Raw genomic sequence first — 19410 nt, forward strand, 5'->3', positions numbered from 1 at the left:
TCGCACAGCAACTGACGGCATGAGCGACCGAAACGGCCACCGCACCAGAGGAGTTGACGTATGACCCAGGAGTACGACCTGATCGTCGTCGGCGGCGGACCGGCCGGCTCGACGGCCGCGACCGTCGTGGCCCTGCGCGGGCACCGGGTCCTGCTGCTGGAGCGCGAGACCTTCCCGCGCTACCAGATCGGCGAGTCGCTGCTGCCCGCGACCGTGCACGGTCTGTGCCGGATCCTCGGCGTCGACGAGGAGGTCCAGCAGGCCGGCTTCACCCTCAAGCGCGGCGGCACCCTGCGCTGGGGCCGTGATCCGAAGCCGTGGCAGTTCTCCTTCGCCATGACACCGCGGGTACCCGAACCCACCGCGACCGCCTTCCAGGTGGAGCGCTCACGCTTCGACGAGATCCTGCTGCGGGGCGCCCGGCGGGCCGGTGCCGACGTGCGCGAGGGCAACGCGGTGCGGCGCGTCGTCGCCGACGACGAGCGGGTGCGGGGCGTCGAGTTCACCGACGCGGACGGCAACTCCCGTACGGCGTACGCCAAGTACGTCATCGACGCGTCCGGCAACACCAGCCGGATCCACTCCGGTGTCGGCGGGAACCGCGTCTACTCCGACTTCTTCCGCAACCTCGCCGTGTTCGGCTACTTCGCGGGCGGGGCCCGGCTTCCCGAGCCGAACAGCGGCAACATCTTCTGCGCCGCGTTCGACGCGGGCTGGCTCTGGTACATCCCGCTGCGCGACGACCTGACGAGCGTCGGCGCGGTGATCTCGCCCGAGCACACGGCGGCCGTGCAGCGGGACGCGCGGGGCGCCTGGCGGGACATGATCGAGGCGTGCCCGGAGGTGAGCCGGCTGGTGGCGGGCGTGCCGGTCGCGACCGAGGCGCCGTACGACCAGGTGCGGGTGCGCCGGGACTGGTCGTACTGGAAGCGGTCCCTCTGGAAGCCGGGCATGGCGTTGGTCGGCGACGCCGCGTGCTTCGTGGACCCGGTGCTGTCCTCCGGCGTCCATCTGGCCACGTACGGGGCCCTGTTGGCGGCCCGCTCGGTGAACGCGGCCCTGGACGGCAGTGTGCCGGAGGAGCAGGGGTTCGCCGCGTTCGAGGCCCGCTACCGGCGCGAGTACCGCGTGTTCTACGAGTTCCTCATCGCCTTCTACGACATGGAGCGCAACGAGGACTCGTATTTCTGGTCGGCGAAGAAGATCACCAACGTGGACCTGGGTGAGGCGGCGGCGTTCGCCGAGCTGGCGGGCGGCCTTGTCTCCCGTGACTCCGCGGTGGTCCGCGCGGACTGGCACACGGCCGCCGAGCAACTGGACGGGGCGGTGGGCCGGTTGGCCACCTCCGACGACCGCGTGAACCCTCTCCTGGCGGCCCCGGTCGTCGGCGAGACCTTCCGCACCGGCAACGACCTTCAGGAGCAGGCCCTTTACGGCGGTCCGCTCGACGACCGGGGCCCGGCCTCCCCCGACGGCCTCGCGGTCACCCCGGACGGCCTGTCCTGGGCGAAGGGCTGACAGCGACGGCCCGAGAGGCCGTTGACCTTGCCCGAAGGGGAACCCGCAGCATCGGCGTACCGATGTCTGCGGGAGGGGCGAGGGTGCGCCGGGTACTGATCGACGTACGGCCGTTGCGGCGGGCCGCGTTCCGACGGCTGTGGGCGTGCGGCCTGGTGACCACGCTGGGCGCCCAGCTGACCGCGCTGGCCGTGCCGATGCAGCTGTACGACCTCACCGGCTCCTCGGCGTACGTCGGACTGGCGGGCTTCGTGGGGTTCGCTCCGATGGCGCTCGCGGCGCTGTGGGGTGGCACGCTGGCGGACGTACGGGACCGGCGGCGGGTGCTCCTCGCGACCACGGCCGGGATCGGTCTGACGTCCCTGCTGCTGTGGGCGCAGGCGTGGGCGCGGCTGGAGTCGGCGGGGGTGCTGCTGGCGCTCGTCGGGGTGCAGCAGGCTCTGTTCGGCGCCAACGCGGCGGTGAGCGGGGCGGTCGTGCCCCGGCTGGTGCCGCGCGGGCTGCTGCCCGCCGCGAACGCGCTCCAGTCGCTGGTCTCCTGGTCGGCCGGGATCGCCGGACCACTGCTGGGCGGCGGGCTGCTGCCGGTGGTCGGGGCGCAGGCGCTGTATCTCGCCGACGCGGGGGCGCTCGGTGTCACGCTGTGGGCGGTGTGGCGGCTGCCTCCCCTGCCGCCGACCACCGAACGGGGCGCGGGCCCACGGCAGTTCGCGGCGGGCTTCCGACTGCTGGCCACCCGGCAGGTCCTGCTGGTGGTCTACCTCGCCGACTTCGCGGCGCTCTTCCTGGGCATGCCCGCCGCGCTGTTCCCGCAGTTGGCGAGGGAGACGTACCCGGGTGCGAACGTCGGCGTGCTGTACGCGGCGCTCTCGGCCGGGGGTGTGCTCGCGGCGCTGTTCTCCGGCGGCCTCACCCGCACGTCCCGCCACGGTGTCGCGGTCGCGGTGTCGGTGTGCGTGTGGGGGTGTGCGCTGGCCGCGTTCGGGCTGGTGAACTCGCTCCCGGTGGCGGCGGGTTGGCTCGTGCTGGCGGGCGGGGCGCTGCTGACGCTCGGGGTGTTCCGCAAGTCCGTCCTCCAGTCCGCGGTGCCGGACGCAATGCGAGGCCGGCTCCAGGGAGTCGACACCGTGATCGCGGCGGGAGGCCCTCGGCTCGGAGACCTCGCGCACGGTGTCGCCGGGGCGTCCTTCGGGGCGACCTGGGCCGTCACCGGCGGCGGGGTGCTGACGGTGACGGCCGCGCTGGCGCTGCTGCTGTGCTTCCCGGAGTTCCGGCGGCACCGGGCCAGCTGAGGGGGGTTATTCCGGAGGGGTCGGTGTGTCGTGGGTGCGGTACATCGCCTGGACGTCCAACTCCAGCTGGACGGTGGGGCCGACGACCGCGATGCCGCGGGCCAGCATCGAACGCCAGTTGAGGGTGTAGTCCTCGCGGTGCAGCTCCGCCTTCGCGAGGGCCGCGCAGCGCAGCTCCTCGCCGTAGCCGCCGTTGACCATGCCCAGGTAGGTCGTGTCCAGCGACACCGAGCGGCTCACGCCGTGCATGGTCAGGGTGCCCAGCAGCGACCACTTGCTGCCGCCCCGGTAGGCGAAGCGGGTGCTCCGGAAGTCGATGTAGGGGAAGTGCTCGACGTCGAGGAAGTCCGCCGACCGCAGGTGGGCGTCGCGGGTGTTGTTGCCGGTGGTGATGCTGGAGGCGTCGATGCGGACATGGACGCGGGAGTCGGCGATCTCCTGGGTGACCTGGATACCGCCCTCGAAGCGTTCGAACCGGCCGTGCACATGGGCCATGCCGACGTGTTTGGCGATGAAGCGGATCGCGGTGTGCGGCGGGTCGAAGAGCCAGGTGCCGGGGACCGGGAGTTCGGCCTGCCGGGCGGGCTGGAGCCAGACCCGCTCCGAGGACAGGCCCGCGTCGGCGACGATCTCGACGGTCTCGCGGTGCGGCTCCAGCCCCTCCGCCACGATCATCAGGCTGTAGCTCGCGGGCGGCAGCACGGCCAGGAAGAGACCGTAGGGGTCCGTGGTGCCGCGTGCCACGACCTGGTGGCCGCGGAGTTCGGTCACCGTCACATCGGCGCCGCCCAGCGGCTGGTTCACCGGGTCGAGGACCTCACGGACGACGGCACCGGCACCGGCCGGAACGGGAAGCGTGTGGCCCGCGGCGCCTCCGGGGGCATTCCTGAAGCGCCGCCGGAGCAGTCCGAGGGGCATGGGTCTCACCTTTCAGTGGGGGTTCTCAAGGGGGTTGGGGGTTCATGCGGGCCGGTGGCCGCCAGAGACGGAGCGGGTCGCGTACGGGTCAGGGCCGGACGCCGTGGTACGCGGCTCTGAGCAGGTCGAGCACGCCCTCCGCGGTGACCTTCCGCGGATTGGGGTACGCCTGCTCGGCCGCCGCCCGGGCGGCCACCGTCAAGTCGGCTCTCGCCAGGCCGAGTTCGGCCAGCGTGCGGGGTGCGCCGAGGCCGACGGCGAGCTCGCGCAGGGCGAGCGGGGCGTCGTCGGTGTCCAGGGCCCGGCCGAGGGAGGTCATCGCCGCGGGCGCCGCGGGGGCGTTGTGGGCGAGGACGTACGGCAGGAGCACGGTGTGGGTCTCGGCGTGCGGCAGGCCGAAGGTGCCGCCGAGGACATGGCAGAGCTTGTGGTGCAGGCCCATGGTGGTCGCGCCGAGCGCGGCACCGCAGAGCCAGGCGCCGTACAGGGCACGGCCGCGTGCCGCCAAGTCCACGGGAGACGCGGCGAGTTCGGGCAGGGCGTCCACCATCGCCCGTACGCCCTCCTCGGCGGTGAGGGCCACCAGCGGCGAGGCGTCCGGTGCGTACAGGGCCTCGGCCGCGTGCGCCACCGCGTTGACGCCGCTGGTCACGGTGAGGGCGACCGGCAGGGAGCGGGTGAGCTCGGGGTCGTAGACGACACTGCGCGGCAGGACCGACGGGTCGCGTCCGGTGCGTTTGACGCCGTCCTCGGTGAGGCCCCAGACGGGCGTCATCTCGGAGCCGGAGTAGGTGGACGGGACCGCTGTCAGGGGCAGTCCGGTGCTCAGCGCGATCACCTTGCCGAGGCCGATCGCGGAACCTCCCCCGACGGCGACACAGCCGTCGGCGTCCGCCGCGTGGACCACCTCGACGGCCCGGTCCGCGACCTCGGCCGGCACATGCATCCGCGCCTCGGCGTGCACTCCGACGCAGGCGTCTCCCAGCGCGTCCGCCACCGTGCGCGCCGTGGCGGCGCCCCGTGGCCCGCTCACCACCAACACCCGGCGCAGGCCCAGCCGTTCGACCTCGTCCGGGACGGCGGTGACGGAGGCACCGGCGCGCAGGACGACGCGCATGGGCCGGGCCTCGTGGGTGAACTCCCTCATGACGGCTGGAGTACGAGGTCGAAGCGCGCGTGCCGGAAGGGGTTCGGGACACCGAACTCCCGGGCCAGGGACGGGTCGTCGGTCTCCGTGAACTCCTGGACGAGGCTCTCCTTGACCGCGAACACCGCGTCGGAGTCCAGGTACTTGTCGCCCGCGACGAAGATGTGCGTGGTGACCGGGGTGTGTCCGTCGGCCGAGGCGATGAAGTGGATGTGGGCGGGGCGGTAGGGGTGCCTGCCGGTGGCGTGCAGGAGTTCGCCCACCGGGCCGTCCGTGGGGATCGGGTACGGGCTCGGCACACAGGTGCGGAACCAGAACCGGCCCTGCGTGTCGGTCGTGAACAGCCCCCGCCCGTTGCCCGGCGGCTGCACGTCCGGCTGCTGGACGTCGTAGAACCCCTCGGCGTTCGCCTGCCACACGTCGAGCACGGCGCCGGGCAGGGGTGTGCCGCCGGTGGCCAGCACGCGCCCGCTGACCACGCACGGCTCGCCGCCGTCGACCAGGTCGAGGTCGGCACCGAGGGCACGGACCGGCGACTGCGTCATGTGGAAGGGGCCGAGCACGGTCGACTCGGTCGCGGGTCCGCCGGAGTCGCCGCCGATCGTCTCGACGAGCATCGAGAGGCCGAGCACATCCGAGAGGAGGACGAACTCCTGCCGGGTGTCGGTGCAGTGCTGCCCGGTTGCCGTGAGGAAGGCGATCGCCCGCTCCCACTCCGCCGTCGTGAGCCCCGTCTCGCGGGCGAAGGCGTGGAGGTGGCGGGTGAGGGCGGTGAGCAGCTCGCGCAGACGGGGGTCGGTCGTGGTGCCGAGGCTGTCGACGACGGCTTCCGTGAGGTTCCCGGTGGTGTCAGGCATGTCCGAGAATCCTCCGTACCGCCTCGGTGAGCCTGCGCTCGGCGTCCGCCGCGGAGTCCGGCGCCGTCGCGTGCCGGAACGCGACATGACCGTCGGGGCGTACGAGGAGCGCGCCGGCGTCGGCCACCTCGCTCAGCCGCGCCCAGTCGCCGTACGGGTCCTCGTACTCCTGCCCCGGACCGATGACGACGGTGGCGATCTCCAGCTCCTGGGCGCCGGCCGCGCGCACCCACGCTGTGCCGCCGATCCCGGTGAGGAGGGTGAAGCGGCCCTGTCCGACGGTGTCGAGGGTGGAGAGCGTGCGGGTGCCGCGGGTGATCCAGGCGTGCGGAAGCTTGGCGCCGGGGCGGGAGGAGGGCTGGTGGTACAGCTCGGGGTCGCGGTCGAAGCCGGGGTCGTCGGTGCCGTCGGGGACGATGGCGGCGGAGGTGTAGCGCTGGTTGAGGTCGACGCCGTGGGCGTTGAACTCGTAGGCCTTGAAGGCGATGGCCTCCCGGAGCCTGGCACGCTGCTTCTCCGCGGCCTCCCCCGTGTCCTTGCGGGCGGCGATGTTGGCCCACAGCTGCTCGGGGGTCTGCGGGGAGAGGCCGTCGAGCGCCTCGAAGATCGGGGCGGTCTCGCCGATGGACTTGTTGGCGCGGGTGACGATCTGGCGGCCGATCGGGGCGCGTTCGGCGGTGTAGGTGTCGAGCAGTGACGGCGCGGCGGTGTCGTCGAGGACGAGCTTGAGCTTCCAGGCCAGGTTGTAGGAGTCCTGGACGGAGGTGTTGGAGCCGAGGCCGTTGGACGGCGGGTGCCGGTGGGTGGCGTCGCCGGCGCAGAAGACACGGCCGTTGGAGTAGGTCTCGGCGTACATCTCGTTGACGGTCCAGGCCGAGGACGACTTGACGGTCACCGGGATGTCGTCGTCGCCGACGAGTTGGCGGACGATCGACTCGGCGTACTCGGTGGTCAGGTCGGGGGCGCCGGCGCTGACGTCGTACCCCCACACGATCAGCCACTCGTTCCAGGGCCGGACGCAGCGCACCAGGCCCGCGCCGATGCCGCCGACGGTGGCGCCGGGGGCGAGCACCCAGTAGAGGGTGGAGGGGCGGTGGGCGGTGTACTTGCTCAGGTCCGCGTCGAAGACGATGTTGATGCTGCCGGCCACGCCCATCTGGCCGCCCATGGGCAGCCCGGCGTCCTCGGCGACCTGGCTGCGGCCGCCGTCGGCGCCGATGAGGTACTTGGCGCGGATGGTGTACGTGTCGCCGCGCAGCCGGTCCTCGACGGTGACCGTCACGCCGTCGTCGTCCTGGACGAAGGACTGGTAGACGGTGGAGAAGCGCAGCCGCGTGCCGCGTGCGACGGCCGCGTCCATGAGCACCGGTTCCATGAGGTGCTGGGGCAGGTCGCACATGCGGGTGGGGCTGGCGAGTTCGTGGGCGGCCTGCACGAGGGGGTCGTTGCCCCAGGAGCGGATCCGGCCCAGCTCGTCGCCGGCCAGGCTGGTACAGAACGTCGTGTTGCCCATCAGGTGCTGCGGGGTCGCCTTCGCGACGACCTCGTCCTCGACGCCGAGGTCGCGCAGCACTTCCATGGTGCGCTGGTTGGTGATGTGCGCGCGGGGCGTGTCGGCGAGGCTCGCGTACCTGGTGACGACGATGTTGGGTACGCCGTAGGTGCTGAGGGCGAGCGCGGCGGAGGCGCCCGCGGGGCCGCTGCCGACGATGAGTACGTCGGTCACGACATCGGGCTCGGCGGTGGGGACGCGGGACACGGGGACGCTCCAGGGAATGAGAACAGGCACCGGCTCTTCAAGATCATGAAGGGAGCGGCCGGAACACGGGTGTCTCAATACGAGACAGACGGGTGGTTGTTTCGCGTTCAACCGTTCCCCGTAGGGTGGGTGCCGCCATGACCACCGCAGAGCGCCCCACCGCCCTCACGTCACTGCGCCGCGCCCGCGAGCTGTTCCTGCGCGGCCGGCAACCGCCGGACGGGGTGCCGGACGACGTCCTCGCCGCGTGGAAGCGTGCCCGGTTCCTCGGCGTACGACACGACGTACCTCCCCCCGCCCCGGACGCGCCCGAGCCCGCGGCCACCGAGTCCGCCCTGCTCGCCGCGGCCCGCCCGGTGCTCGACCGGATCACCGAGTCGCTCGTCACGGCGGAGGCGTCCCTGGTGCTCACCGACGCCCGGCTGCGGGTGCTGTGGGCGACCGGGTTCGCGCCGGACCACCTCTGCCGGGACCTCTCCGAGGAACGGGTCGGCCACAACAGCGCGGCCCTCGCCCTGCACACGCGCCGACGGGCCGAGGTGCACGGGCCCGAGCACTACCTCGACCGATGGCAGGACGTCTCTGCGGTCAGCGTGCCGGTGCGGGCACCGGAGACCGGACAGCCGCTCGGCACGGTGACGGTGACCTCGGGGCTGTGCGCCGGATGCGTCACCGGGGCCGCCGGGTGCGGGCCGCATCCCGCCGCTCCGCTCGCCGAGGCCGTGGCGACCGCCGTCGAGACCGAGCTCCTCGCCCGCTCCCGGACCGCCGAACGCGTGCTGCTGGACGCGTACTTGCGTACGGCGGGCGAGCAGGGGCGCCCGGTCGTCGCCCTCGACGGCCGCAACCGGCTCGTGAGCGAGGCGGCCGGGCGCCTGCTGTCGCCGGAGGGGCTGGAGGAACTGGAGCGGAGGGTGGTCGCGCTGATGCGGGGGGCTGCGCAGCCGAGGGGTGGGGCGGGCGGGGGTGGCGGAGGCGAAGTCGGCAGAGGTGGAGGCGAGGTCGGCGGCAGGGGCAAGGTCGGCGGGGTCGGCCGAGGCGGAGGCGAGATCGACGGCGGGGGCAAGGCCGGCGGGGTCGGCGGAGGCGAGATCGGCGGCGGAGGCAAGGCCGGCGGGGTCGGCGGGGTCGGCGGAGGCGAGATCGGCGGCGGGGGCGCGAGCGCGGGCGGCGGAACCGTCACCGGCCTGCCGGCCCTCACCCTCCCAGACGGCACAGGCGGGACCGCGCGTCTCACCCCCGTCATCCACATGGGTTCCGTCGTCGGCGCGGTCGCGGTGCTGGAGTCGTCGGGGCATCCGGTCGCAGAGGCCACGCCGAGAAGGCGTGACGTGGGCCTGGCCGGGAGTTCGGTGCCGTGGCGGCACGCGGTCAGCCGAGCCCTGGAGCTGGCCGCTTCCGGCGAACCCCTGCTGCTGATCGGCGAGCGCGGGACCGGCAAGAGCGCGCTGGCCCGGGAACTCACCGACAGGCCGCTGCTCATGGACGCGGCGGAGACACAACTCGGCACCCATACCGACGCGTTGCGCACCGGACGCCCCCTCATCGTCCGGCACGTCGAACGGCTCGCCGCGCCCGACACGGCCGCCCTCAACTCACTCCTGGCCACGCGCCCGGACGTCCCGCTCCTCGTCACCTACACCCCCGGAGCCCCACCGGGGCCATGCCTCCAACGCCTCCTGGACACCCTCGCGGCCCGCTCGGTCACCCTGCCCGCGCTCCGCGAACGCCCCGAGGACATCCGGGAGTTGCTCACCGCCGTGACCCCGGGCCCCACACTTGGACGCCCTCCGCTGACCTGGGCCCTGGACGCGCTGCGCGCCCTGGAACGGCACCCCTGGCCCGGCAACGTCACCGAACTCGCCCACCTCGTACGCACGTTGGCGGACCATCGACGCACGACCGGCCCGGTCCGCCGGTCCGAACTGCCCGACCTCGTACGCGAGGGCCCCGCGCCCCGGCCACTCACGCCCATGGAACGCGCCGAGCGGTCCGCCATCCTGGACGCCCTCCGCCTCCACGGCGGCAACAAGGCCCGCGCGGCGGCGTCCCTGGGCATCGCCCGCGCGACGCTGTACCGAAAGCTGCGGGGGTACCGGGGTTGACCGCCCGGCCGCCCGCTGCATCAGTGCGCGCCTTGGGCAGGTGGGTTGCGGCTAGGGCGAGAGGGGCGCGGCTTCGGCGGGTGGGGCGCGGCTTCGGCGGGCGGGGTGTGGCTTCGGCGGGCGGGGTGTGGCTTCGGCGGGCGGGGTGTGGCTACGTCGGGTCGGTTGCGACTACGGCGGACGGACCGCGGCTACATCGGGCGGGTTGCACCCTTCGGCGGGCGGGGCCACGGCTACGTCGAGAGGGCTGCGGCTTCCGCAGGTGAGCCGCGACTACAGCGGGCGGGCCGCGGCTTCTGCGGGCGGCCACGGCTTCCGCCGGCGGGCCGCGGCTTCGCGGGCGGGCCGCGGCTTCGCGGGTGGACCGCGGCTTTCACGGGCGGGCCGCGGCTTTCACGGGTGGGCCGCGGCGATGATCCGTACGGTCGAGCGAGATGATCACCCGATCGTGAGTTCTCCGGAACCGGCACCGGCGACGCGGCGATGCTCGGAGGGACGGCGCATGACCGGCGCCGCCTGACGTGCTGCGGGTGGGGACGAGATGACACGAGAAGTGGGCCGCCACGAAGGCCTGAACGAGCAGGCGTTACTGCTGGCGGCCGGGTTGGCCGACCTCGCGGTGAGCACACTGGGGTCGGCCGTGGGCACGGTGCGGGGGCTGTTGCGCCGCTCGGACGCCACGGAGCTCGCGACGCAGGCCGAGCAGGACCTCGTCGCACGGGGCCGCCTCGCCCTGGACCGGTATGCGGCCGTGCCACCCGCACACCTGGAGATCCTCGCCCGGCACGCCCTGGCGCGCAGGAGCGCCGTCGATGGCTGACCGGTGGGAACCGGCCGCGTTCAAGGTCCGCGTGGACGAGGTGCTCGGCCGGTTCGTCGCCGAGGAGGCCGACCGTTTCGCCGCGATCGATCCCTTGCTCTCCCCCGTCGCGGAACAGCTGGAGGAGTCGGTCGCGCAGGGCAAACGGCTGCGCGCGGCCTTCTGTTACTGGGGCTGGCGCGCGGTCGGGCAGCCGGACAACGACGCGCTGGTACGGGCGGCGGCGTCGATGGAGTTGGTGCACGCCGCCGCGGTCGTCCACGACGACCTCATCGACGACAGTCCGCTGCGGCACGGACGCCCCACGGCGCAGGTCGCCCTGTGCGAGGCCGTACGGCACCGCCCGGGCGGCACGGCGGCGGCGAGGTCTCTGGCGATGCTGGTCGGCGATCTGCTGATGGCGCTGGCCGGGGAGCTGTTCGCCACCAGCGGTCTGCCGGCCGCGTATCTGGCCCGGGCCCGCCCGCTGTGGTCGGTGATGGCCCGCGAGCTGATCGCGGGCGAGTGTCTGGAGATCCTCCGGACCGGGACCGGCCCGGACACCGCCGTGTCGTTGAAGGTGATCCGCTACAAGACCGCCAAGTACACGGTCGAACAGCCCCTGTTGATCGGCGGCGCCCTGGCCGGGGCCGGCTCCCGGCTGCGCGAGGGCTACTCGTCGTACGGGCTGCCGCTGGGCGAGGCGTTCCAGCTCCGGGACGATCTGCTCGGTCTGTTCGGGGACCCGTCGCACACCGGCAAGGCCAACGCCGACGACGTGGCGGGCCATCGGCCCACAGCCCTGCTCGCGGAGACCTGGCGGCTGGCCGGGGCCGACGACCGCGAGCGGCTGAGCGCCCTGCTGGGCCGGCCCGCCCTCGACGAGGACGCCCTGGACACCGTCCGCGGGGTGATGCGCGCCCTGAGGACACCCGACCGCATCGAGGACATGATCGGCGCCCGGGTCGAGGAGGCGCTCGGCGCGCTGGACGAGCTGACACTGCCCGCGCCCGCGGCGAACGCCCTGACCGCGCTGGCGCGTTCGGCGACGGACCGCCCGTCCTGAACCGACCCCCGCCCCCCCACGCGCGACCCCGCAAAAGACGAGGAGCCCCGCCATGACGTCCCCCACCGAGGCATCACTGGACCTCCTGCGGCAGGCCGGTGACGAACTCGCCGACGCCACCGTCGCCACGCTCTTCGAGCGCGGCCAGGTGGGCACGTTCAACTCCCTGATGCGCTACGTCTCCACGGCCGGCGCGCCCCTGCCGGACGGACTGCCCGAGGTGGCACGGGAGTACCTGGAGGCCACCCGCGTCCCGCCGGCCTGGGTGGACTGGGCGGAGATGGAGAAGGCCCGGCTGTTCTTCATCGACAACAACGTGCACATCTCCACCGCGCTCTCCTTCGCCTCCATGCCCGCCTGTTACGTCGTCCCGCACGTGGCGAAGCTGCTGTCGGCCACCCACGGACTGAAGTACCCGGCCAAACGGATGGCGGAGACCGGCCAGTTCACCGTCCACCTGATGCAGCCCGACGCCTTCGAGGCGGGCAGCCGTTTCATCCCGGCCGCCCAGAAGGTACGTCTGCTGCACGCCTCCATCCGCCATCACCTCACACGCGAGAACCGCTGGGACACCGGTGCGTTGGGGGTGCCGATCTGTCAGGAGGACATGATCGGCGGGCAGATGTTCTTCTCGCTGCTCGTCCTGGACAGCCTGCACCGCCTCGGCATCCACATGTCGCAGGAGGGCGCGGAGGCGTATTACTACGCCTGGCGGGTCGTGGGAGCCATGCTGGGCGTCGACCAGGACGCGGTCCCCAAGACCCTCGACGAGGCCCGCCAGTTCCTCGACCTGTACATGATCCGGCACATGGGGCCGTCCACCGAGGGCGCCCACCTGACCCGCCAACTCATCGATCTGTACGAGGAGATCGTGCCCGGCACCTTCTTCGACCCGATCGTCTCCGCCCTGATCCGCCACCTGGTCGGCGACACCTGCGCCGACTGGCTCGACGTGCCGCGCACCCCGTGGGACACCGTCGTCAAGGCCGTACCCCACCTGCTCGGCGTACTGGAGACCATCGAGGACCGCTCCCCGCTCGGAGCCTGGGCCCTGGACCGCCTGGGCCACCTCACCACCGTCCTCGAACTGTCGTCCCTCACCCGCGGACGCGTCATGCACTACGCCATCCCCGAACACCTGAAGAAGGACTACGGCGTCTCCGACACGATCCGCCGGACCCGCCGATGGACGCCACCGGCGGCCACGGTCTCGTGACCCCTGGGGCACGGCGTCATCTGTGACACCGCTGTGACCGGAGGTGTGGGTTCCGCCACAGCCCTTGAGCGCGGCCCCTGGTGAGGTGGGCGGATGCCGATCCCCCACCGCACCGCTCCCGCCGTCCTCGCGGCCACTCTGCTGCTCGCCGCCTGTGGCACCCAGGACGCCTCACCGGGCGGCGGCGACGGCCGGGTTCGGGCCGAGGCACTGTGCCCGTCGGACGAGATGCGGTACGGCAGCCGACCGTCCCAGGCACCCACCGCCCGCCCCTCCGGCAGGCCGACCGAACTACCCCTGCCCTCCCTCGGCGCCACGGACGAGGACGGTGTCAAAATCACCGCGCTGTACGCCTGGGGCCCCGAGAGCGGCTGCGCGGGGGTCGAGTACAGCGCGGACTTCGAGCTGACCAACCAGCAGAAGGAAACCGCCACTTACACCCTCACCCTCGGGTTCCTCGCGGCGTCCGGCGGCGCGGTCGACAACGGGGAGCGGACCGTCGCGGCGGTCGCGCCGGGTCGTACCGTCAAGGGCACCGTCGTCATGGGGCAGTCAGTCGGGAACGCACCCGAGGTGACGGGCGTTCAGGTGACGAAGCTGCGCAGCGTCCCCGCGGCCGAGGCATCGTCCACCGGAGGCACCTGCCCGAAGTCGGGCACGCACCTCTACGCGGACCAGGGCGACGCGGCGATGGGGCTGCGCGTCGTCGGCCTGCACCTGGTCAACTGCGGCACCCGTCCCTACAAGCTCGACGGCTACCCCAAGCTCGAAATCCAGGACGAGGACCACGACACCGTGAGCGGCATACGCATCCTCCAGGGCACCGATCAGATCGGCACCGGCATCGAGGAGGACGAGAGCCCGCGACCGGTCGTCCTCCAACCCAGTGAGGCCGCGGTGGCCGGTCTGGCCTGGCGCAACACCACCCAGGCGGGGGACCCGGTGAACGCGCCGTACCTCCGCGTCTGGGCGAGGCCCGGAGCCGCCCCCATGATGGTCGTCCCGGAACTCGACCTCGGCACGACCGGAAAGCTAGGCGTAGGCCACTGGCGCAAGGACGAAACGTACCGCCCATCGGCCGCCTCGACCGCCCGCCCGTAACGCCCCCGACCACCACCGCGCTCACATTCCCGCAGGCCGCACACCCCACCCGGCCGAGCCGCCGCAACTCCGGGAGGACGCATGGCCCCGACGACGAGCCCGCGCCACCGGCGGACCGCCGAGGCGTGGGCGACAGGGAAGCGGCTCCGCCGACGGACTCCCGACCCAAAGCCGGCAAGCCCCGGCCCACCAACAGCCCACCCGCCCAAGCCACCGAGACACCGAAGCCGGGCGTACGGGCAGACCTCCAAGCCACGGGCGATGGCGAAGCCAGCCAGCCGGCAGACGTCCGAGCCACGGGCCATGGCGAAGCCAGCCCTACCGGCACACCTCCAAGCCACCGGCCATGACGAAGCCACCCCTACCGGCACACCTCCAAGCCACCGGCCATGACGAAGCCACCCCTACCGGCACACCTCCAAGCCCCGATGACGGCGAAGCCGACGCTCTCGGCGGACCCGACACACGGCGGCCCTCGAAGCCCGCTCAACCCAACCGGCTACCCCGCCCGGCACACCGCGACCGTCACACCTCGCCCTACCGACGGACCGCCGCGATCAGTCCACCAGGCCCCTCATCCCGCCGCGGCGGGCTGCTGATCGGACGACCATAGGCGGCGGCGCGCTCGCGCAGGGTGTGGCTGTCGGCCTCCCAGCCGTGCCCGGCCAGCCAGGCCACCGGGTCGTCCGGCATCTCCGAGACCCACAGAGACGCCGCTGATCCCGGCGCGGCGTCCGCACCGAAGCGTTCGAGCACCCCTCGCGAGCCCAGGGTCAACCCCATCCGACTGCCCACCGCCGACCGCGCGCTGATCCGGGCCAGCAGCAAGTCCACCGCGTCCTCGGGCAGGTAGATCAGCAGCCCTTCGGCGATCCACACGGTCGGCGCCGCCGGGTCGTGCCCCGCGGCGGCCAGCGCACCCGGCCAGTCCTCCCGCAGATCCACCGCGACCGGGATCCGCTCGCAACGCGCGACGGCCCGCTCCTGGCGCAGCACCGCCGCCTTGAAATCCAGCGGGACGGCGGTGTCGACCTCGAACAGCCTCGTGCCCTGCGGCCATTCCATCCGGAAGGCCCGGCTGTCCATACCGGCGCCGAGCAGTACGACCTGCCGGACCCCGGACGCCGCGGCCTGCCGCAAAAGGTCATCGAGAAACCTCGTCCTGATGACGATGGAGAACGACACGGCCAGCCGACGGCGTCGCGCGGCCTCATCACCGGGCGGCGGAGAGGAGGGCCACAGGCCACCCGCGGCGGCGAACGCCCGCGCCAGCGGGTCACGGAACAACGCGTCCTCCCGCTCGGACTCCAACGCCCGCACCCGGGCCACCCCCACCGCAGTGGCCCACACCCCCGACGGCCGCACCCACTCCCGCGCATCAGTCACCGAGCCAGCCTAGATGGCCGATACAAGAAGCGGCCCGCCGGGCGTTCCTGCCATCCAGCGCCACCAAGCCGCCCGCCCCCGTACAGTGCTCACCCCGCTCACCCGAACACCCTTGCCCACAACCGAGCGCACCCCTACCCTGATTTTGTGCCGCAAATAAACAAACCCCGTCAGCACACCGCCGTGCCCGACACCCGTACCGACCTCACCCGTCTCCGCGTCGCCCTCACCGTCTTCTTCGCCCTCGACGGCTTCCTCTTCGCCGGCTGGGTCGTCCGCATCCCCGCGATCAAGGAACAGACGAACGCCTCCGCCACCACCCTCGGCCTCGCCCTCCTCGGCGTCTCCGCCGGCGCCGTCGTCACCATGACGCTCACCGGCCGACTCTGCCGCCGCTACGGCAACCACCAGGTCACCGTCGCCTGCGCCATCCTGCTCTGCCTCAGCGTCACCCTCCCCCCACTCACCCACTCGGCACTCACCCTGGGCGCCGTACTGCTGATCTTCGGCAGCGCGTACGGCGGCATCAACGTCGCCTTCAACAGCGCCGCCGTCGATCTGGTGCGCACCCTGCGACGCCCGATCATGCCCAGCTTCCACGCCGCCTTCAGCCTCGGCGGCATGACCGGTGCCGGCCTCGGCGCGCTGCTGGCCGGAGCGCTGTCCGCCACGCAACACCTGGTCGGCCTCGCCCTGTTCGGACTGCTCGTCACCCTGCCGACCGGCCGCACCCTCCTGCGCATCCCCCCACCGATACCGCCGGACACCGCGACACGGACGACGGCTCGACCCGACCAACCCGGTCAACCCGAGCGGCCCGGTCAACCCGAGCGGCCCGGACCACCTGGGCGACCCGGACGACCCGGACGACCCGGACGACCCAGAGAGCGCACCCTCGCCCTCGTCATCACCTTCGGCCTCATCGCCCTGTGCACCGCCTACGGCGAGGGCGCACTCGCCGACTGGAGCGCACTGCACCTCGAACAGGACCTGCACACCACGCCGGGCGTGGCCGCCGCCGGGTACTCCTGCTTCGCGCTCGCCATGACGGTCGGCCGGCTGACCGGCACGCGCCTGCTCGAACGGCTCGGCCAGACCCGCACCCTGGTGGCCGGCGGGACGACCGCCGCCCTCGGCATGCTTCTCGGCGCCCTCGCTCCCGCCCTGTGGGTCGCCCTGCTCGGCTTCGCGATCACCGGGCTCGGACTCGCCAACCTCTTCCCTGTCGCCATCGAACGCGCCGGCACCCTCGCCGGACCCGACGGAGTCGCCATCGCCTCCACCCTCGGCTATGGCGGCATGCTCCTCGGCCCGCCCGCGATCGGGTTCATGGCCGACTGGTTCTCCCTGCCCGCCGCCCTCACCAGCGTGGCCGCGCTGGCCGCGACGGCGGCCGCCATCGCGTTCGTCACCCGGGGCGCGGCAGAGCGCTGACCCCACCGCCCCAGCCACGGCCCGCACTCCAACCGCCAACCGCCAACCCACAACCCGCAGCCCGCAGCCCTCAGCCCGCAGCCCGCAGCCCGCAACCCGCAGCCCGCCACGATCCGCACCAGCTTGCTTAAGTCAAGCAATACAATTATGGTTGAGTAACTCAAGCAACACGCTCTTCGTGGAGGCCCCGCCATGTCCGACGCCGACGCCCTTGCCCCTCCCGCCTCGGCGGGGACGTCCTCCCCGGCCAGGCCGAGTGCCGGTGCCGTGGTGGCGGTACTGGCCATGGCCGGAATCGTCGTCTCGCTCATGCAGACGCTGATCATCCCGATCGTGCCCGAGCTGCCGACCTTCCTGGACGCCCCCGCGTCCGACGCCGCCTGGGCCGTCACCGCGACGCTCCTGGCCGCGGCCGTCGCCACCCCCACGGTCGGCAAGCTCGGCGACATGTTCGGCAAGCGGCGGATGCTGCTGACCAGCATCGGACTGCTGATCGCCGGTTCCCTGGTCTGCGCGCTCTCCGACTCCCTCGTACCGATGATCATCGGCCGGGTGCTCCAGGGGCTGTCCGCCGCGGTGGTGCCGCTCGGCATCAGCATCCTGCGGGACACGGTTCCCGCCGAGAAGCTCGCCGGTTCCACGGCCGTGATGAGCGCCTCGCTCGGTGTCGGCGGCGCGATCGGTCTGCCGGCCGCCGCGTTCATCGCGGACAACTGGGACTGGCACGTACTGTTCTGGATCGCCGCCGGTCTCGGCGTCGCCTCCCTGCTCCTCGTCCTGTTCTTCGTCCCGGAGGCCGGCAGCCGCGCCGGCGGGCGCTTCGACCTCGTCGGCTCACTCGGCCTGTCGGCCGGTCTGGTCACCCTGCTCCTCGCGGTGTCCAAGGGCGGCGACTGGGGCTGGACCTCCGCGACGACCCTGGGTCTCGCCACCGCCTCCGTGATCGTCCTGCTGAGCTGGGGCTGGTGGGAGCTGAGGTCCAAGGAGTCGCTGGTCGACCTGCGCACCACGGCCAAGGCCCAGGTCCTGTTCACCAACCTCGCCTCGATCGCCCTCGGCTTCTCGATGTTCGCCACGTCCCTGGTCCTGCCGCAGCTGATGCAGCTGCCGAAGGAGACCGGCTACGGACTCGGCGAGTCCATGCTCACCGTCGGCCTGGTGCTGGCCCCGCAGGGCTTCGTGATGATGATCATGTCGGCTCTGTCCGCGAAGCTCACCGCGGCCAAGGGCCCGAAGGTCACGCTGATGGTCGGCACACTGATCGTCGCCTCCGGCTACGGCCTGAACATCCTGCTCATGAGCGAGCTCTGGCACATGGTCCTGGTGTCCTGTGTCATCGGCGCCGGCATCGGCTTCACCTACGGCGCCCTGCCCGCCCTGATCATGGGTGCCGTCGCCCCCTCCCAGAGCGGTGCGGCCAACAGCCTCAACACCCTGATGCGCTCGCTCGGCACGTCCTTCGCCAGCGCCCTCACCGGTGTGCTCCTCGCCCAGCTGACCACCGACTTCGGCGGCCACGCCCTTCCGTCGGAGGGCGGCTTCAAGCTCGTCATGGCCATCGGCGCCGGAGCGGCGGTCCTCGCCTTCTTCCTCGCCTCCTTCATCCCGAAGAAGCGGCCCGCGACGACCGAGGGCGCGGACAGCCCGACCCAGCCCGCGGAGATCGCCGCCGCGAAGGCCTGACACGATCGAGTGAGCCCCCGGAGCCCGCCGCTCCGCGGGCTCGCTCGTGCCCTACGACGTCCACGCCTACTACTGCCTCGGCGGCCCGCCCTCGTACGCAGCCCGCAGCAGCACCAGCACCCCGTCCTCCGTGACCTCCCTGGGGTTGGGATACGCCTGCCCCGCCGCCTGGGCGGCCGCGACCGGCAAGTCGGTCTCCTTCAGACCGAGTTCGGCGAGGGAGCGGGGTGCGCCCAGGTCCCCGGCCAGCCGCCACAGGGCGGTCGGGGCCTCGGCCGCCCCCAGGGCGCGGGCGACGGCCGCCGCCGCCTCGGGGGCCGCGGGGGCGTTGTACGCGAGGGCGTACGGCAGGACCACGGTGTGCGTCTCGGCGTGGGGCAGACCGAAGGTGCCGCCGAGGACATGGCACAGCTTGTGGTGCAGGCCCATCGTGGTGGCGCCCAGACAGGAACCGCAGAGCCAGGCGCCGCACAGGGCACGGCCGCGGGCGTCCAGGTCCCGGGGGTCCGCGGCCAGCCGGGGCAACGCGCCCGCCATGGCCCGTACGCCCTCCTGCGCGGTCAGCGCGATCAGGGGCGAGGTGTCGGGGGCGTACAGGGCCTCGACGGCGTGGGCGATCGCGTTGACGCCGCTGGTGACGGAGAGCGGGACGGGCAGGGAGAGGGTGAGCTCGGGGTCGTAGACGATGCTGCGGGGCAGGACGGACGGGTCGCGGCCCGTGCGTTTGGCGCCGTGTTCGGTCAGGCCCCACACCGGGGTCGCCTCCGAACCGGAGTAGGTGGAGGGCACGGCGATCAGCGGCAGTCCGGTGCGCAGCGCGATCGCCTTGCCGAGCCCGATCGCCGAGCCGCCGCCGACCGCCACACAGCCGTCCGCACCCGCCGCCCGGGCCACCTCCACGGCCCGGTCGGCGACTTCGACGGGGACGTGCATCCTGGCCCCGGTGTGCAGGCCCGCGCAGGCCGGGCCGAGAGAGTCGGCGACCGCCTGTGCGACCTCGGCGCCATGCGTGCCGGAGACCACCAACAGCCGCCGCAGGCCCAGCCGTTCGGCCTCCCCCGCGGTCGCCGTCGTCGCGGCGCCGGGACGGAAGACGACCCGCATGGGCGGCGTTTCGTGGGTGAAGGCC

General features: G+C 72.8%; 15 protein-coding genes. 9 read left to right on the forward strand and 6 right to left on the reverse strand.

From position 1 onward, the window contains the following. Positions 1-60 precede the first annotated feature (60 nt). The gene (locus tag OG885_RS06305; RefSeq protein ID WP_405727307.1) at positions 61-1518 is read left to right on the forward strand and encodes a tryptophan 7-halogenase; all 1458 of its coding nucleotides are present in this window, start codon (positions 61-63) and stop codon (positions 1516-1518) included. 83 nt (positions 1519-1601) lie between these two features. After that, entirely contained in the window at positions 1602-2810 is a 1209-nt protein-coding gene (locus tag OG885_RS06310; RefSeq protein WP_405727310.1) for an MFS transporter, read from the forward strand. Between the two features lie 6 nt (positions 2811-2816). Here OG885_RS06310 and OG885_RS06315 read toward each other — a convergent pair whose 3' ends face one another. The 4 genes from OG885_RS06315 to OG885_RS06330 form a co-directional block, all read right to left on the reverse strand. Next, positions 2817-3728 (reverse strand): YceI family protein, encoded by a 912-nt coding sequence (locus OG885_RS06315; RefSeq protein ID WP_405727313.1) that lies wholly within the window; start codon positions 3726-3728, stop codon positions 2817-2819. Between the two features lie 88 nt (positions 3729-3816). Then, entirely contained in the window at positions 3817-4875 is a 1059-nt protein-coding gene (locus OG885_RS06320; protein WP_405727316.1) for a maleylacetate reductase, read from the reverse strand. After that, positions 4872-5732 (reverse strand): intradiol ring-cleavage dioxygenase, encoded by an 861-nt coding sequence (locus tag OG885_RS06325; protein WP_405727319.1) that lies wholly within the window; start codon positions 5730-5732, stop codon positions 4872-4874. Before OG885_RS06325 ends, OG885_RS06320 begins: the two co-directional genes overlap by 4 nt. Continuing rightward, the gene (locus tag OG885_RS06330; protein ID WP_405727322.1) at positions 5725-7491 is read right to left on the reverse strand and encodes an FAD-dependent oxidoreductase; all 1767 of its coding nucleotides are present in this window, start codon (positions 7489-7491) and stop codon (positions 5725-5727) included. Before OG885_RS06330 ends, OG885_RS06325 begins: the two co-directional genes overlap by 8 nt. A 137-nt stretch (positions 7492-7628) precedes the next feature. Between OG885_RS06330 and OG885_RS06335 the strand changes: the two genes are divergently transcribed. The 5 genes from OG885_RS06335 (at position 7629) to OG885_RS06355 (ending at position 13778) form a co-directional block, all read left to right on the forward strand. After that, entirely contained in the window at positions 7629-9596 is a 1968-nt protein-coding gene (locus OG885_RS06335) for a helix-turn-helix domain-containing protein (protein ID WP_405727325.1), read from the forward strand. A gap of 541 nt (positions 9597-10137) precedes the next feature. Further along, positions 10138-10416, forward strand: coding sequence for a polyprenyl synthetase (locus OG885_RS06340; protein ID WP_405727328.1), 279 nt, complete (start codon positions 10138-10140; stop codon positions 10414-10416). Continuing rightward, positions 10409-11461 (forward strand): polyprenyl synthetase family protein, encoded by a 1053-nt coding sequence (locus OG885_RS06345; protein ID WP_405727331.1) that lies wholly within the window; start codon positions 10409-10411, stop codon positions 11459-11461. The genes OG885_RS06340 and OG885_RS06345 overlap by 8 nt, the downstream gene beginning before the upstream one ends. Before the next feature lie 52 nt (positions 11462-11513). Then, positions 11514-12677, forward strand: a complete 1164-nt coding sequence (locus OG885_RS06350) for an oxygenase MpaB family protein (protein WP_405727334.1) — start codon at positions 11514-11516, stop codon at positions 12675-12677. Between the two features lie 93 nt (positions 12678-12770). Beyond that, positions 12771-13778, forward strand: coding sequence for a DUF4232 domain-containing protein (locus OG885_RS06355; protein ID WP_405727337.1), 1008 nt, complete (start codon positions 12771-12773; stop codon positions 13776-13778). A gap of 537 nt (positions 13779-14315) precedes the next feature. Here OG885_RS06355 and OG885_RS06360 read toward each other — a convergent pair. Continuing rightward, positions 14316-15128 carry a class I SAM-dependent methyltransferase gene (locus tag OG885_RS06360; protein ID WP_405742603.1) on the reverse strand — a complete coding sequence of 271 codons (813 nt, stop codon included), beginning with the start codon at positions 15126-15128 and terminating at the stop codon, positions 14316-14318. Positions 15129-15347: 219 nt separating this feature from the next. Here OG885_RS06360 and OG885_RS06365 point away from each other — a divergent pair, with 219 nt between their 5' ends. Both OG885_RS06365 and OG885_RS06370 read left to right on the forward strand, forming a co-directional pair. Next, complete coding sequence (locus OG885_RS06365) at positions 15348-16598, forward strand: MFS transporter (protein ID WP_405727340.1); 1251 nt, start codon at positions 15348-15350, stop codon at positions 16596-16598. A gap of 192 nt (positions 16599-16790) precedes the next feature. Beyond that, on the forward strand, positions 16791-18281 hold the full coding sequence (locus OG885_RS06370; RefSeq protein WP_405727343.1) for an MFS transporter: 1491 nt from the start codon (positions 16791-16793) through the stop codon (positions 18279-18281). A 69-nt stretch (positions 18282-18350) separates the two neighbouring features. On the opposite strand, the gene OG885_RS06375 is transcribed toward OG885_RS06370, so the two are convergent. Then, on the reverse strand, positions 18351-19385 hold the full coding sequence (locus OG885_RS06375; protein ID WP_405742605.1) for a maleylacetate reductase: 1035 nt from the start codon (positions 19383-19385) through the stop codon (positions 18351-18353). Between the last annotated feature and the right edge of the window lie 25 nt (positions 19386-19410).

The sequence above is a fragment of the Streptomyces sp. NBC_00028 genome (assembly GCF_045041065.1).
GTDB lineage: Bacteria > Actinomycetota > Actinomycetes > Streptomycetales > Streptomycetaceae > Streptomyces.

Bases quoted from the DNA above. Each gene is read 5' to 3' on its own strand.
- OG885_RS06305 (WP_405727307.1), top strand. From the start codon at position 61: ATGACCCAGGAGTACGACCTGATCGTCGTCGGCGGCGGACCGGCCGGC.
- OG885_RS06315 (WP_405727313.1), bottom strand. From the start codon at position 3,728: ATGCCCCTCGGACTGCTCCGGCGGCGCTTCAGGAATGCCCCCGGAGGC.
- OG885_RS06320 (WP_405727316.1), bottom strand. From the start codon at position 4,875: ATGAGGGAGTTCACCCACGAGGCCCGGCCCATGCGCGTCGTCCTGCGC.
- OG885_RS06325 (WP_405727319.1), bottom strand. From the start codon at position 5,732: ATGCCTGACACCACCGGGAACCTCACGGAAGCCGTCGTCGACAGCCTC.
- OG885_RS06335 (WP_405727325.1), top strand. From the start codon at position 7,629: ATGACCACCGCAGAGCGCCCCACCGCCCTCACGTCACTGCGCCGCGCC.
- OG885_RS06340 (WP_405727328.1), top strand. From the start codon at position 10,138: ATGACACGAGAAGTGGGCCGCCACGAAGGCCTGAACGAGCAGGCGTTA.
- OG885_RS06345 (WP_405727331.1), top strand. From the start codon at position 10,409: ATGGCTGACCGGTGGGAACCGGCCGCGTTCAAGGTCCGCGTGGACGAG.
- OG885_RS06350 (WP_405727334.1), top strand. From the start codon at position 11,514: ATGACGTCCCCCACCGAGGCATCACTGGACCTCCTGCGGCAGGCCGGT.
- OG885_RS06355 (WP_405727337.1), top strand. From the start codon at position 12,771: ATGCCGATCCCCCACCGCACCGCTCCCGCCGTCCTCGCGGCCACTCTG.
- OG885_RS06370 (WP_405727343.1), top strand. From the start codon at position 16,791: ATGTCCGACGCCGACGCCCTTGCCCCTCCCGCCTCGGCGGGGACGTCC.
- OG885_RS06375 (WP_405742605.1), bottom strand. From the start codon at position 19,385: ATGCGGGTCGTCTTCCGTCCCGGCGCCGCGACGACGGCGACCGCGGGG.